Origin of the sequence: uncultured Winogradskyella sp., from assembly GCF_947495255.1 — a bacterium.
In the GTDB taxonomy this organism is placed as follows: domain Bacteria; phylum Bacteroidota; class Bacteroidia; order Flavobacteriales; family Flavobacteriaceae; genus Winogradskyella.
The window spans coordinates 284,537-300,419 of record NZ_CANLYI010000006.1 but is presented as its reverse complement, the minus strand read 5'-3'; the positions used below and the strand labels follow the sequence as shown (position 1 = coordinate 300,419).

At 32.9% G+C, this 15,883-nt stretch carries 10 protein-coding genes and 1 pseudogene; 8 read left to right on the top strand and 3 right to left on the bottom strand.

All coding sequences use genetic code 11. From position 1 onward, the window contains the following. Positions 1 to 206: 206 nt before the first annotated feature. Complete coding sequence (locus Q0807_RS11635) at positions 207 to 389, bottom strand: hypothetical protein (RefSeq protein ID WP_299110040.1); 183 nt, start codon at positions 387 to 389, stop codon at positions 207 to 209. A 1,949-nt stretch (positions 390 to 2,338) separates the two neighbouring features. On the opposite strand from Q0807_RS11635, the gene Q0807_RS11630 reads away from it, so the two are divergent. The 3 genes from Q0807_RS11630 to Q0807_RS11620 all read left to right on the top strand — a co-directional run bounded on the left by Q0807_RS11630 (position 2,339) and on the right by Q0807_RS11620 (position 10,661). Then, a complete protein-coding gene (locus Q0807_RS11630) occupies positions 2,339 to 5,851 on the top strand; it encodes a prolyl oligopeptidase family serine peptidase (protein ID WP_299110038.1) in 3,513 nt (1,170 codons plus the stop codon). Between the two features lie 1,643 nt (positions 5,852 to 7,494). Then, positions 7,495 to 9,807, top strand: coding sequence for a Piwi domain-containing protein (locus Q0807_RS11625; RefSeq protein WP_299110036.1), 2,313 nt, complete (start codon positions 7,495 to 7,497; stop codon positions 9,805 to 9,807). After that, the gene (locus Q0807_RS11620) at positions 9,795 to 10,661 is read left to right on the top strand and encodes a hypothetical protein (RefSeq protein WP_299110034.1); all 867 of its coding nucleotides are present in this window, start codon (positions 9,795 to 9,797) and stop codon (positions 10,659 to 10,661) included. Before Q0807_RS11625 ends, Q0807_RS11620 begins: the two co-directional genes overlap by 13 nt. A gap of 386 nt (positions 10,662 to 11,047) precedes the next feature. On the opposite strand, the pseudogene Q0807_RS11615 reads toward Q0807_RS11620, so the two are convergent. Next, positions 11,048 to 11,161: pseudogene (locus Q0807_RS11615) on the bottom strand (hypothetical protein); the annotation flags it as partial. A 333-nt stretch (positions 11,162 to 11,494) separates the two neighbouring features. Between Q0807_RS11615 and Q0807_RS11610 the strand changes: the two are divergent. Beyond that, the gene (locus tag Q0807_RS11610) at positions 11,495 to 12,094 is read left to right on the top strand and encodes a DUF6642 family protein (RefSeq protein ID WP_299110032.1); all 600 of its coding nucleotides are present in this window, start codon (positions 11,495 to 11,497) and stop codon (positions 12,092 to 12,094) included. 32 nt (positions 12,095 to 12,126) lie between these two features. On the opposite strand, the gene Q0807_RS11605 is transcribed toward Q0807_RS11610, so the two are convergent. Further along, the gene (locus tag Q0807_RS11605) at positions 12,127 to 12,714 is read right to left on the bottom strand and encodes a DUF6134 family protein (RefSeq protein WP_299110030.1); all 588 of its coding nucleotides are present in this window, start codon (positions 12,712 to 12,714) and stop codon (positions 12,127 to 12,129) included. 232 nt (positions 12,715 to 12,946) lie between these two features. On the opposite strand from Q0807_RS11605, the gene mce reads away from it, so the two are divergent. The 4 genes from mce (at position 12,947) to Q0807_RS11585 (ending at position 15,828) form a co-directional block, all read left to right on the top strand. Next, positions 12,947 to 13,354: a methylmalonyl-CoA epimerase gene (mce, locus tag Q0807_RS11600; protein WP_299110028.1), complete on the top strand. Its 408-nt coding sequence runs from the start codon at positions 12,947 to 12,949 to the stop codon at positions 13,352 to 13,354. Positions 13,355 to 13,392: 38 nt separating this feature from the next. After that, a complete protein-coding gene (locus Q0807_RS11595; protein ID WP_299110026.1) occupies positions 13,393 to 14,952 on the top strand; it encodes an acyl-CoA carboxylase subunit beta in 1,560 nt (519 codons plus the stop codon). Continuing rightward, positions 14,952 to 15,311 carry an OadG family protein gene (locus tag Q0807_RS11590; protein WP_299110025.1) on the top strand — a complete coding sequence of 120 codons (360 nt, stop codon included), beginning with the start codon at positions 14,952 to 14,954 and terminating at the stop codon, positions 15,309 to 15,311. Before Q0807_RS11595 ends, Q0807_RS11590 begins: the two co-directional genes overlap by 1 nt. Before the next feature lie 97 nt (positions 15,312 to 15,408). Beyond that, the gene (locus tag Q0807_RS11585) at positions 15,409 to 15,828 is read left to right on the top strand and encodes a biotin/lipoyl-containing protein (RefSeq protein ID WP_299110023.1); all 420 of its coding nucleotides are present in this window, start codon (positions 15,409 to 15,411) and stop codon (positions 15,826 to 15,828) included. The last annotated feature ends 55 nt before the right edge of the window (positions 15,829 to 15,883 follow it).

Here is a 15,883-nt window from a genome sequence, read left to right as displayed (position 1 = left end):
AGTAATAGTGCTAATACTTGATTGTGTCAATTAACTTTATTTTTAGCTCATTATTTCTGAAAATCGTTGCTTCCGATTGTATCGGAATGTGGGTGGTGCTTGTTTACTTTTTAATTGTTTCTTTGATTAGTTATTTCTAAACTTGGTAGGCATAGTGTCCTTCTAATTATTTATTCTGCTGACCCGACGCAAACCCGAATGAGCACCTATTGCACATTATGACCATTTTTGATGCTGTTTTTATAAGAGTTTATATATTCTGGTGGTTCTGGCAGATTTTCTGGGTTTAGAGATAGTGCGTATCGTTTGGCTTTGAGTTTTGAGATGGAGTGATTGGCTAGGCTTGAGGTGTAGGTGGCTATTGGTGTTTTTCTTGTTTCTTTATTCATTTTAGTGCACTATGTTTCTATTTTATTAAATAGGTGTTTATGAATGCTATCGCATTTGTCATGATACAAACCCTTCGACTTGTTGCACAAGGTACTTTCAATGAAAATATATTTTCATTTCAGTAATGCTCAGGACAGGCTGCCCAAAAAATCAAAACGATATGTTAGGAAATACTCATGGATTCTTATTGTATATATCGGAATTCGTGAATGATTGCTGTGTTTGATATCTTGGAGTATGGTAGTTGCTCTTTTATCTATTCATTTTGCCTTGATGCAAACTGCGAAGCACATCATGAGCTCCATAAAATTAGTAAGAGCGAATAAACGAACCAAAAAATCAAAACGATTTGTTAGGAAATTACCTGAGGTACCATTCGCTAATAAATTAGTGATTTAAGGTTTTTATGATAGTAATAGTGCTAATACTTGATTGTGTCAATTAACTTTATTTTTAGCTCATTATTTCTGAAAATCGTTGCTTCCGATTGTATCGGAATGTGGGTGGTGCTTGTTTATTTTTTAATTGTTTCTTTGATTAGTTATTTCTAAACTTGGTAGGCATAGTGTCCTTCTAAATTATTTATTCTGCTGACCCGACGCAAACCCGAATGAGCACCTATTGTACATTATGACCATTTTTGATGCTGTTTTTATAAGAGTTTATATATTCTGGTGGTTCTGGGAGATTTTCTGGGTTTAGAGATAGTGCGTATCGTTTGGCTTTGAGTTTTGAGATGGAGTGATTGGCTAGGCTTGAGGTGTAGGTGGCTATTGTTGTTTTTCTTGTTTATGTGTTCATTTTGCCTTGATGCAAAACGAACCAAAAAATCAAAACGATTTGTTAGGAAATTACCTGAGGTACCATTCGCTAAGGCATTAATGATTTAAGGTTTTTATGATAGTAATAGTGGTAATACTTGATTGTGTCAATTAACTTTATTTTTAGCTCATTATTTCTGAAAATCGTTGCTTCCGATTGTATCGGAATGTGGGTGGTGCTTGTTTACTTTTTAATTGTTTCTTTGATTAGTTATTTCTAAACTTGGTAGGCATAGTGTCCTTCTAATTATTTATTCTGCTGACCCGACGCAAACCCGAATGAGCATCTATTGCACATTATGACCATTTTTGATCCTGTTTTTATAAAAGTTTATATATTCTGGTGGTTCTGGCAGATTTGCTGGGTTTAGAGATAGTGCTTATCGTTTGGCTTTTATTTTTTTGTTGGAGTGATTGGCTAGAGTTGAGGAGTAGGTGGCTATTGGTGTCTTTCTTGCTTATGTGTTCATTTTAGTGCACTATGTTTCTATTTTATTAAATAGGTGTTTATGAATGCTATTGCATTTGTCTTGATACAAACTGCGAAGCACATCATGAGCTCCATAAAATTAGTAAGAGCGAATAAACGAACCAAATAATCAAAACGATTTGTTAGGAAATTACCTGAGGTACCATTCGCTAAGGCATTAATGATTTAGGGTTTTTATTGTAGTAATAGTACTGATACTTGATTAGGTAAATTAACTTTGTTTTTAGCTCATTATTTCTGAAAATCGTTGCTTCCGATTGTATCGGAATTTGGGTGATGCTTGTTAATTATCTTTCAGCTTAATATTTATGTTTTTTCTTTTCAGCTTTATTTTGTTGTCGTTCTATTCATTTAAGTTCTTGTTTTTATAACTTATAATCGTTGCTTCCGATTGTATCGGAATGTAGGAGGTGACTGTTTGCTTGGTAGTTGTTTTTATTCTTTGATTGTTTAATTCTAACCTTTTCCAGCACATTCCATAAATAGTTCAAAACACGTAAAAAACACATCAATATTTTCCTGGTTAATTACTTATTAATTCCCTAATTAAAATGACAACAAAATGTTAATTAGGGTATTAGAACTGTTTTATTTGGTATAATTACAATTGTAATCTATATCAATCAATCGACCAATTATGACATCAAGACTGCTTTTAACCTTGTTATTAGTTATCACATCACTTACAAACGCACAAAACAACCCAACTTCACAAACCACTATTAAAGGGACTATAGTAGATAAAGCTGATGGTTCGCCATTGCCTTATGCGTATTTAAAAATAGACCAAGTTGCCTTGGGTACAGTAACGGATGGTAATGGTAAATTCCAGATTACTATTCCGAAAAAATACGATAATCATACCATTACACTAAGCTATTTAGGCTTTCAAGATTTAACCTTAGAGATTTCGGTTTTTAAAGCTAAAACCGGAAGCATTTTTTATCTCACCTCCGAAGCCGTTTCACTAGATGAAGTTTTAGTTGAGAAACAAAAGAAACTGCCTAGCGCTAAATCCTTATTGCGAAAAGCCATAAAGAAAATCCCTTCTAATTATACCAGTTCGCCAGCCTTACTTTCTGGTTATTATCGTGAGACGATGAAAGAAAATGGTGTGTATATTAAATACACAGATGCTGCTTGTGATTATTACGAAGCGCCTTACAGTAAAAAGAAATACAAATGGCGCGATTACCAAAGTCCTTATGATTTTTCAATGAGCAGTGGTACGTTTAGTTTTAGTGATCATTCCTTACATCGCATTCACTTTCATCATCAAACTTTAAAAGAGGAGCAGGTGAACATTATTAATTCACGTTCTAGTAGTAGCCTGAGTCAACGCGAGTTTCATGCGAATATTGAAGGTGGTCCTTTAGGGTTGTTTGCCAGAAATAGAGTGAAATACCAACAGAGTTTTCTCGGTAAAAAAGCGATTCGTGATTTCGACTATACCATTTCAGAAGAACTAGACAGCGAGACAGGTAACTGGTTATACGTTTTAGATTTTCATACCAAAACCACCAAAGCAGATTTAGACGATTTAGCATCACCTAATCCTAGAAACAGAAAGCAATGGTTAAAGGCTAACAAACGTAAATTATTAAAAGGTAGAATTTATATCGACCAAAAGGATTTGGCTATTGTGCGCTATGAGTGTGTGGTGCCTAACCAACTGAAAGCCTACTTCTGTGGTTACAAATTCAACCAAGTAAAGCACTTTGATTACAAGTTAGACGTTCGGTTTAAGAAAAAAGGCAGTCAGTATTACATTGATAACATGAGACATGAGGATGAGTTTATCTATAAAGACAGCATCAGTTTAGCCACCACGTATTATTCTGCTATTTCGGAATTTAAGACCACAGCAATCAACACCCAAAACGTCAAGAAATTCGCGAGAGACGACAATTTTGCCAATACAATGTCTAATCAGTTGTATGAATTCCCATTAGATTACGATGCCAAATTCTGGGACAACTATACCTCTAAAAACCCTTTAGCAACTATCGATACAGCCATTAGAACCGATATGGAATTCGAGAAAACCCTAGAAAAACAATTTAGAGATAAGCACATCCGAAACGATTCTATGCCAGCACCAATTGCTGAAATTAAGCCTTCTAGTTTTAAGATACATGGTGAAACTTATACGGATAATTATGCCTGGTTAAAGGATACCAAAGCGCCTAAAAACAATCAACCAGTAATGGATTATTTGCGCCAAGAAAACAAATACACCGACAACTATATCATTCCACTAAAAAAAGCACAACGGAACATCTACAAGCTATTGGTTAATACTATCGAAAAAAACACAACCTCATTACCCATTAAAAAGAATGGCTATGTCTATTACACCTCGTATAGTGAAGATGACGACTATCCTATTTATTACAGAAAAGCGGTTGCCAATGATACCATACCCGAAGAATTACTCAATGTTAATGAATTAGCCAAAGAGAAAGACTATTACAATGCGCGTTTAGGTGCTGTGAGTCCAAATAATCAAAAAGTTACTGTGTATGAAAACACCACAGGTACTGATGCGTATATGCTAAAAATAAAAGACCTTAGCAACCGTACTTTTTTAACCGATTCTATTAGTCGTGTTGGTGGTATGCTTTGGTTAGACGACGAGACTTTTCTTTACGTCAACATTGAAAAAGGGACGTATAGAGCTTCAAAAGTGATGCGTCATATCTTAGGTACCGATTCTAAAACAGATACTATTATTTACGAGGAAAAAGACCCAATGTTTAGTGTTAGCATTCAGAAATCAAAGTCTAAAGCTTATATTTTCTTAAGTGCCAGTAGCAGTACATCTTCCGAAATGTGGTACTTAAAAACAGATAACCCAACAGGCGACTTTAAAGTGATTCGACCACGCGAAAAAAATCATTTATATGGAATTACGCATTATAAGGACCTGTTTTATATTGTCACCAATAAAAATGCGCTCAATTATAAAATTGCCACGGTTAATGCTGATGACGTTTCAAAAGGGAAATGGACGGATGTCATTCCACATCAAAAAGGCGTTTTAATTCAAGATTTGCAAGTGTTTGATAATTACCTCGTGATTAATGAAAAAGAAAATGCACAATCGCGACTAAAAATCATCAACCAAACCACTCAAAAAAGTCATTTCATTAAACTGAAAGAAGACTTTTATAATATTAGTATGGGTTACAATCCAGAGTTTGCCACCGATAGCTTACAATTTAGTTATAGTTCATTTGAAACACCAGCTACCACGTATAACTATCACATGAGCACCAAGAAGAAACGACTGGTAAAGCAACATAGCAAACCCATTACGCATCCGTATTTTAAATATGTGGTAGAACGCAAATGGGTAACGGCAAAAGATGGCAAACTGATTCCGTTGACGTTGATTAGAAACAAGTATAATTCTAATAAAAACAATAATCATAAGGTGTATTTAACCTCTTACGGTTCTTACGGTTCTGGTCAAGGGATTCCTGGCGGACCAACCGTACATCATTTGGTAAACTCAGGTTATACCTATGCCATTGCACATGTTAGAGGTGGTGATGACATGGGAAAAGAATGGTATGAGGACGGTAAACTGTTTAACAAGAAAAATACATTCACCGATTTTATAGCCTGTGCCGATTATTTAGTCGCAGAAAATTATGCCAAAGCAGGCAGTATTGTTGCCTCTGGCGGAAGCGCAGGCGGTTTATTAATGGGAGCAGTGGTTAATGAACGCCCAGATTTATTTAATACCGTCATTCTAGACGTTCCTTTTGTAGATGTGATTAATACTATGTTAGATGAAAATTTACCTTTAACCGTTGGTGAGTTTGAAGAATGGGGAAATCCTAAAAACAAAAAGCAGTACCAGTACATTAAATCTTATAGTCCTTATGATAATGTAAAAGCGCAAAACTATCCCAATTTGTTGTTTTTTACAGGCCTTAATGATACTAGAGTAGGGTACTGGGAACCTGCAAAAATGGTAGCGAAACTGAGAGCTACTAAAACTGATGATAATGTGTTGCTGTTAAAAACAGATTTTTCTAATGGCCATTCTGGTGGTTCTGGCCGTTTTTCTGGTTTTAGAGATAGTGCGTATCGTTTGGCTTTGATTTTTGAGTTGGATCGATTGGCTAGGCTTGAGGAGTAGGTGTTTTACTTGTTTCTTTATTCATTTTAGTGCACTAGGTTTCTATTTTATTAAATACGAGCTAATGAATGCTATCGCATTTGTATTCGTTGTTTTCTATTGTTTAAGAACTCATGATGTGCTTGGTAGTTCATGATGCTGTGACATGTCGGAGTTAGGGAGTTGATTGTTTATGTGTTCATTTTGTCTTGATACAAAACGAACCAAAAAATCAAAACGATTTGTTAGGAAATTACCTAAGGTACCATTCGCTAAGGCATTAATGATCAAAGATTTTTATGATAGTAATAGTGCTAATACTTGATTGGGTAAATTAACTTTATTTTTAGCTCATTATTTCTGAAAATCGTTGCTTCCGACGCTGTCGGAATATGGTGGTGATTGTTTGCTTAGTAGTTGTTTCTGTTCTTTGATTGTTTATTTCTTAGCTGTTCTCATACTATTATAAAGGGAAATAGGTTCTTGATTCAAACGTTTTGATTGTAATTAGTTTAGTATGTTGGAATGTGGGTGTTGATTGTTTATTCATTTTAGTGCACTATTTTTCTATTTTATTAAATAGGTGTTTATGAATGCTATCGCATTTGCCTTGTTTCAAACCCTTCGACTGAGATCAGGACAGGCTGCCCAAAAAATCAAAACGATTTATTAGGAAATTACCTGAGGTACCATTCGCTAATAAATTAGTGATTTAAGGTTTTTATGATAGTAATAGTGCTGATACTTGATTGAGTAAATTAACTTTGTTTTTAGCTCATTATTTCTGAAAATCGTTGCTTCCGATTGTATCGGAATGTAGGAGGTGACTGTTTGCTTTTTTATTGTTTCTTTGATGCTGTTTTATAATGAGGTTTAGTAGCGTAGACTCTTAAAAACCGATTTTTCTAATGGTCATTCTGGTGGTTCTGGCCGTTTTGCTGGGTTTAGGGATAGTGCGTACCGTTTGGCTTTGATTTTTGAGATGGAGCGATTGAGAAAAGCGAAGGAGTTAAAGGTTTCTAAACCTTAAGGTCATTTAAATATCAATCGTCAGTTGGAGTGGTTAGACCATTCCACCATAAAATATCAAAAACCCTCTACGTCAGTTCGAGTGTTTCTTAATGCGAAGTGCAACGAAGAATTAATAAATGTATCGAGAACCTTTGCGTCAGCTCAAGTGTCCCGACCTTTTTCGTCAGGATGTATCGAGAACCTTATAAACAATTAAAAACAAACTTTTCTAATGGCCATTCTGATGGTTCTGACAGATTTGTTGGGTTTAGTGATAGTGCGTATCGTTTGGCTTTGATTTTTTTGATGGAGCGGTTGGCTAGGCGTCAGGAGTAAATCTTACTATACCACATTTAATTAACAACTTTGGGAAGAAGATAAATGCACTCACTCCAAACATGCGAATTTTGTGAACAAACTCTTTTTTTTACGAAACGATGATAGGGCTATAGTGGAATGAGCGTGAAATGTTTATGAGTTAATAACTTTCAATTATTTACGGTTTTCACGCAAATCAATTCCTACAAAATTTACTATATTTAACTCTCCCTTAATTAATAATAGTTATTCAATTATCATTTTGATTATTATCAAGATGACAGTTTTATTGAATAAACTATTGAACATAATATTAATAACAAGAATTATATAATATGAATTTGAATTTTTACCCAATAAACTTTGAATTTGAAGATTATCAGATTAGTAAAGTCTCCTATTCCGAAGATAGATTATTGGAATTAAGAGGGAAACATAATCATACACATTCATTTTTTAGAAATGGGGATGAACTATTTATTTCTAATAAAGATGGTGATGAAGACGTTAAACTAGGAGAAACAGAAACAGTGAGTGTCTATGATGATTTCAAAATCACTTCCTCTTTAATAAAGCATTTGTTTTTTAGAACATTTAAAGAAAGGTTTCCTAGTCTTAAACCTATAGATTTTTATCCATTTAGATTTTTTTCTAGACAAGAAAAAGATAATGTAATATATAGATTACTTCCAGACGATTTAAAAGATAAGATTGCCTATAAAAAGCTCATTGAGATTCAGTTGAGAATATTGAAAGTTGACGGAAAGGAGCAATTTGGTTTTATTATTAATATTAAGCGAAATTGGATATTTACCAAATCATGTTTTGAATTAAATGAAGAAGGGTTTAATTTAATAGGCATTGAGGTTTTAAGGTCGGAAATCTTTCCTGGTTTAGAAAGTATTTTGGCACCTAATGAAGAATTCATAGGTGTTATAAAGGCTGTAGAAAAAAACAAAGCATTAGTTGATACTAATGAAGGAATTGTCAAAGTCGATTTGAAAGAATTATTTATAAAAAAAAATAAATCTAATATCGAAAAGTATTTAACATACAGTATTTCTGAAACTAAAAGTAGAGAGATATTTGAAATAATAGAGGGAAAGCGTAGTGAAATATATAATGCGAAAAAATTATCCGTAGAAATTAATAGTATTGCAACTTTACTGTTTAGTGAAAGAGTTTCTTCTAAAGGTTATAAGCAACCTATCCTATTTCAAAACAAAGATGGTTTTTGTTTTACTGTTGAAAATTCATTAAAGAGAACTACGAATTCAATGAATTTGAGAGTTCCTACATTTATATTTGATCATGCTGGCATTAAAACAAAAAATAATCGTCCCGATTCAGGACTAAATGATTTTGGTCCTTATGATAGCGTGAATTTTGATATAAAAACACCTAATGTTTTATGTATTTGTCATAAAGATATAAGAGGTAGTTTTACTGCATTTTTAGCAAATTTAATTGATGGATTGCCTTCTTCAAAGTATTTTAAAAAAGGATTCAAAAAGAAATATGATTTGCATAATGTTAATTTGTTAATAGATGAAATCACATCTTATCAATTTGAAAACTATAATACAATAATAAGAAGTGAATTAGATATGAAACCTGATTTAGCCATAATTGAAATCCCTAATGAATTCAGGATTTTAGATGATGAGCATAATCCATATTATAGTATAAAAGCAAAGCTTTTATCATTAGAAATCCCTGTTCAATTTATAACTACAAGTAAAATTAAAGCTCATAATGACTATATTTTAAATTCAATAGCACTTCAGTTATATGCGAAAATTGGTGGTACTCCATGGGTTTTGCCTTCTAATAGGTCTGTCGATAGAGAGTTGATAATTGGTATCGGAAATAGTTGGCTAAGAGCAAACACATATAAAGGAGCTGAACAAAAAAGGATTGTGGGTATAACGACGTTTATGTCTAGTGATGGTCAATATCTACTCGGTGATAAGGTAAAAGATGTTGAATATGATTACTATTTTGAAGAATTACTCTCTAGTTTGGAAAATTCTTTTGAGAGATTAAAATCGGAACAAGGTTGGAGTAAGGGAGATACAGTAAGATTAATATTTCACATATTTAAACCAATTAAAAACATCGAATATGATGTTGTTAGTTCTTTAATCAAAAAATTCGAAGATTTTAAGATTCAATTTGCCTTTGTAACAATTGGTAAAAGACATCCATATAAAATGTTTGATGGGAATGAAAAAGGAGTACCTATTAGTTATAATAGCAAACAATTAAAAGGGGAAAATATACCGAAAAGAGGAACTAATATTTTTCTTGATTCTACAACGTGCTTGGTTCAAATGTTAGGAGCCAGAGAATTGAAAATGCATACACATGGTATGAGTAATCCAATTCAGATAAAAATACATATGCCAACTGGTAATTTTGAAGATAAAGAATTGGATAGATTGCTATTTACAGATTTAAATTATATTGTTCAACAAATTTATTCTTTTACTTATTTATCTTGGAGAAGTTTTTTACCTGGCGAAAAACCAGCATCAATGTTATATTCGGATTTAATATCAAAGTTATTAGGTAAAATGAGAAAAGTTGAAGGTTGGGATCCTGATAGTTTGAATTATAAATTAAAAAGAAAGAAATGGTTTCTTTAGAAGAACAAAATAATTATCTAACAAAGGCAATTAAAAATGAAAAGCTTCTAGCTTTTTATTCATTACTCCAACTTTCAAAATTTAAGTATTCAAGTATTGATTTGAGTGAAATTGATGAAATCTATTATAGAATTATAAATAGTGTCATAAAGAACAGCAGAAAAGACTTCAAAGATTGCTATAAAGTTATAAGTAAGCGCATACCGACAGAGAATTCTCCTTTTATCCATAATGACTTACTGATTTTCTCAATTATCTTAGCTGTTTTTATTTTTAAGGTAGATAGGAATTGGATAAAAATGGTGATTGGAAAAAGAACTAAATCATCAATTTCAACAACTTTTGAAAATATATTAAATGAAAATTATCAAAGTAACAGTAATGTTCAAGAGATTGTTACCGTTTTTTTATACTTGACTAAGGAACGTAAACTTACAAGTGATATTTTGGAATTTACTTATAAATCGATTTTAAATAATTCCAACTTATTTGAAAATAAAAATGACTTCCATATTATAATTTCTTTAAAGGCTTTTGAATCTATATTGTCTTTAATTAAAGAATTCCCTAATAGAGAAGAACATAATTTCCTTAAATCATTCGAAATTAGATTTAAAAAAAGAATTAAGATTTTTTCAAGTTTTATTTATTCTTTATTTTTATTGTTAGCGGTCTATTATTTATATGTATTAGTATCTCTAAATAAAGATGTGAAAGCTTTTTTAGATAATTTGAATGCCGTTTTAGGCTTATTCGGTTATTTAGCAATAAGTGGAGGCCTTTTCGCTGCATTTAGAAAAAAGTTCGAATTATCAATTTTAAAACTATTTGGATATAATAAAAATGTAGAATAATATTAACGTAAATGCATCTCAAAATGTCCTCATAAAATTTTTGAAAACGGATAGATAGGTATCAGCATTATTATAGGGGTTATTGATAAATATATTAATGGATGAATGGATTTAGAATAATTAAATCTTAAGATAAAAAAACACCACATACTAAAATCTAATGACTTTAGGTTTTACGACACTAAAGATATATATAAAGGTCCATATTTCAATTTCATAAAAGGTAAAAGTGAAATTTTACGATGTTTATTAGAATTATAGAAAGACTGTTATCAGCAATTCAATGATGATGAATATCATGCCTTATAATTTTTTTATACTCTTCATTATACCTTAGGTGGAAAAGAATATAAATACACTCTCCTGTATCTGATAGCTGCGCTCCATTATTTATGATGTTTTAAAGCATATCTATTACCGCATTTGGTTCCAATCTTATTTTCTGCTAATAAGACTTTGTGGGAATATGGCGGATTACAATCCTCTAATATTTTGTAATTATTGAAATTGACAAATTTTGTATTTTAAATGTAGTTTCACTCCTTCAACCTAAAAGTAAAATTATACAAGGTATGATTAGTCGTGCCTTGTTCTAATACATTATTTGCATAGGTATAGATTGTTTTTAATTATTGCTAGCGACTTTATACACATAGCTGTTGGCTGTCGTATTTTCTACTAGTAAAAGCTCTAGAATTACTTGGTTATGAAGAAGAATCTAATTTCTAATAATACTCATATAAGACCTCATAAAATTTCATACCAAACCACTAAAAAGATTAAAAGCGTTGTTTTAATTTTGTGCTTTACAAACGCTGCCTAAATTTAGAAGCTTGCTAGAAAAAAGACCACAATTACCACAAGAACAAATTACAGAAATAGATTACTTTATTTATTGCTTAGAAGGCGTTGATGATGTAGACGCCAACACGGTAACAGAAGCACAAGAAAACTTAGAGCAATTGGCCCTAAACTATGGCATAGCCAGTATATATAAAACGTGCGACACCATTGAAGGCCTAGAAGATAGTTTAAACGCACTGGTATTAGATGATCATAATTTTAAGGCTTATGAAATCATCTATTTGGTGATTAGGGGAGAAGCCAATAACATTTGTTTAAATGACTATTACTATAGTTTACAAGAAATCGCAGAACTTTTTGAAGGCCAATTAAACGGAAAGATTTTACATTTTTCAAATGCAAAAATTTTGGATTTAGACGAGGAAGAAGCACAATACTTTTTAGATATTACTGGAGCAAAAGCGATTTCTGGCTATGGTCATCCCTATAATGGTATAGCGAGCACAAAGCTTGATGAAGCCTTCTTTAATTTATTTAAAGCAGATGATGATATGTTAGCGGTTGTAGAAGAGTTGCACCAAAAACATTATAACGCCTGCAAATTACTAGATTTTAGATTGTATTATTAAGCGCAGTGTCTTATAAAGAAACAAATGTAGTTTCACTCCTTCAACCTAAACGTAAAATTATACAAGGTATGATTAGTTGTGCCTTGTTCTAATACATTATTAGCATACGTATAGGTTGTTTTTTCATTATTGCTAGAATCGGTATACAGATAAGTGTTGGTGGTTGTGCTTTCTATGGGACTATAAACCGCTTCTAAAACGTCAAAATACTGCGCTCCAGAGACTGGTTTTTCAAAATAGAGCATACAGGTGACTAAGGTAATTGGGTTGCTTAAAGTCGTCTTTTTACCTTTTCTACTAATGGTGTATATGCCATTGCTTTCAGAAATGACACTACTATCGTATGGATGTCCATCTTTTTCTGAGGTATACGCACTAGATTCTAAAACACCATTTCTAAAAACGCCAACAAAGGATGTGGTGATGGTGGTTTCTCCTAATAAATGTATTACCGATTCACTGTCAATGGTATACGTGGTTTTATCTCCATCAATGGTTTTGGTTGCTGTGAGTGAGCCCACGGTTATATTGGCTACAGAAATAGTGTACGTGCTCGAGAGGTCTTGTGCGTTTAAAATCACACAACTCAATAGCAATAATAAGCAGTATATGTGTTTCATAATGTAACTCTATTTATAGTGTAAACAAGGTACTAAAACTTTAGATGAAAAAAATATAAAGAACAATGTGCTAGGCTGATATGGGCTGTACACTCATTATACAGTAAGATACGACACGTTCTTAGCTTTCATCACGACAAAATGAATAAATATTGTTTGTTTTTATATGATATCTGTCATAAAATAAAAAATGGTCTTGAACTAAATTTGTAGGGTAATTAAAATAATCATTATGAATATTTCACACATAGAACATTTAGGAATAGCTGTCGAAGACTTAGACGAAGCCATAAAATACTATGAACAGGTATTAGGTATGAAATGCTATTCTATAGAAGAGGTTGTCGATCAAAAAGTGAAGACAGCCTTTTTTTTGGTAGGTAACACAAAAATTGAATTGCTAGAGAGCACCTCTCCAGATGGACCTATTGGCAAGTTTATCGCTAAAAAGGGTCAAGGTATTCATCATATAGCATTTGCTGTAGATAATGCCACAGAAGCACTTAAAACGGCAGAGGAAAGAGGTATTACCTTAATAGATAAAACATCTCGAAAAGGCGCAGAAGGCTTAGATATTGGATTCTTACATCCTAAGTCCACCTTAGGTGTGCTTACAGAACTTTGTTCTAAAAACGGATAACCAACGACATACAAAAGTATATTTAAGTAAAGCATATTATGGCAAATCAAGATAAAATTAACGAGCTCATAGAAAAAAGAGCAAAAGCCAAATTAGGAGGAGGAGAAAAACGTATAGATTCTCAACATGCTAAGGGTAAATTAACAGCACGCGAACGTATTGATATTCTTTTAGACGATGATAGTTTTGAAGAGTTTGACATGTTTGTAACGCACAGAACCAAATCTTTTGGATTAGACAAGCAAATTTACTTGTCTGATGGTGTGGTTACAGGTCATGGTACCATAGACGGAAGAATCGTCTATCTGTTTGCACAAGATTTCACTGTATTTGGAGGTTCATTATCTGAAACTTACGCCTTAAAAATCTGTAAGGTGATGGATATGGCCATGAAAATTGGTGTTCCATTAATAGGATTAAATGATTCTGGTGGTGCACGTATTCAAGAAGGTGTAAGATCCTTAGCCGGTTATGCAGAGATTTTTCAGCGTAACATTATGGCATCTGGTGTGATTCCGCAGATATCATCCATTTTAGGACCTTGTGCTGGTGGAGCGGTTTATTCGCCTGCATTAACGGATTTCACGATTATGACCGAAGAGACCAGTTATATGTTTGTTACAGGACCTAAAGTTGTACAATCAGTAACCGGTGAGGTGGTGACAGCAGAACAGCTTGGAGGCGCTAAAATTCACTCTACAAGATCTGGTGTATCGCACTTTTTAGCAAAAGACGATGAAACTAACTTATTATTGATTCGTAAGATTTTAAGTTATATGCCTTCTAATAATTTAGAAGAAGCACCCATACTGCCGTGTAATGATCCTATTGATCGCTTGGAAGATGCTTTAAATGAAATTATTCCAGAAAACCCTAATCAACCTTATGACATTGTTGATGTTATTTCAATTCTTACCGATAATGGTGAGTTTACAGAAGTACATAGAAACTATGCCAGAAATATTTGCGTAGGTTTTGCCAGATTTAATGGACGTCCTGTAGGTATTGTGGCGAATCAGCCTAAATATTATGCAGGTGTTTTAGATATTGATGCCTCTAGAAAAGCGGCACGTTTTGTTCGTTTTTGTGATGCATTTAATATTCCTATTGTGACATTGGTTGATGTGCCAGGTTTCTTACCAGGAACAGGACAAGAATATGGCGGAATTATTCTACATGGTGCAAAATTATTATTTGCTTATGGTGAAGCAACCGTACCAAAAGTAACGATTACGTTACGTAAATCTTATGGTGGAGCCCATGATGTAATGAGCTGTAAACAATTAAGAGGTGATATTAATTACGCTTGGCCAACTGCAGAAATTGCGGTAATGGGAGCAAAAGGTGCTGTTGAAGTTTTAGAAGGCTCTAATATTAGAAAAATTGAAGATGCTGAAGAAAAACAAGAGTACATTGATAAAAAAGAGGACGAGTACACAGAACGCTTTGCTAATCCTTATCAAGCCGCTAAATACGGATTTATTGATGATGTGATAGAACCGAGAAACACGCGTTTTAGAATCGTAAGAGCGTTACAATTACTTCAGAATAAGAAAGACGTAAATCCACCAAAAAAACACTCAAATATTCCACTATAATGACACATTTACTATTATATACGGATCCCATTAGTGAAGGCTATGTAATTCTATTTACCGGATTATTAATTGTTTTTACATCCTTAGTATTATTGGCGCTGATTTTTAATTACGGCTTGCCTATTATGCTTTATGTCTATAAGATTATTACCAAAGGAAAAGACAAAAAGATAAGTGAAATTAAGGTAAAAGGCGATAGTGGTTTCACAGGAGAACTCTCTGCAGTCATTGGCGCTTCGGTACATATGTACTTAAGTGAACAACATGATATTGAAAGTGGCATCTTAACCATTAAAGAAGTTAAAAAAGCCTATTCGCCATGGAGTTCTAAGATATACGGCATTCAAAACAGATTATAAGATATGAAGGGTGTCAGTTCAAAAAAAAAATCACACTGAAAATAACTGATTTAAAGCGAATTGAACGCCTTTATATAAACACTATAAATAACAACACATGAAAAGTTATAAATTTAAAGTTAACGCCAACGGTTATACGGTTAATATAAAATCACATGAAGATAATGTGATCAATTTAGAAGTTAATGGAACATGTTATGATGTGGTCCTTGAAAAAGACGTTAAAAAAACAAAGACGCCAACTTTAGTGCGTGCAGCATCTAAACAACCAGCTGTGCCATTAAAAGTGAATCCAACCTCTGCTAAAACCAAGATTGTAGCACCAATACCAGGCGTTATTCTATCGCTTAATGTAAAAGTAGGCGATACTATAAAAGAGAACGATTTATTATTAGTTCTAGAAGCTATGAAAATGGAAAACAATATTGTAGCAGAAAAATCGGGAGTGGTGACCTCTATAGCAGTTGCAGTAGGACAACAGGTATTACAAGATGCATTAATGATAGAATTAGAATAGAGAATTCTATGTAATGTTATTCACTTAAGAATACGAACATTTAGTTAACAAAAAA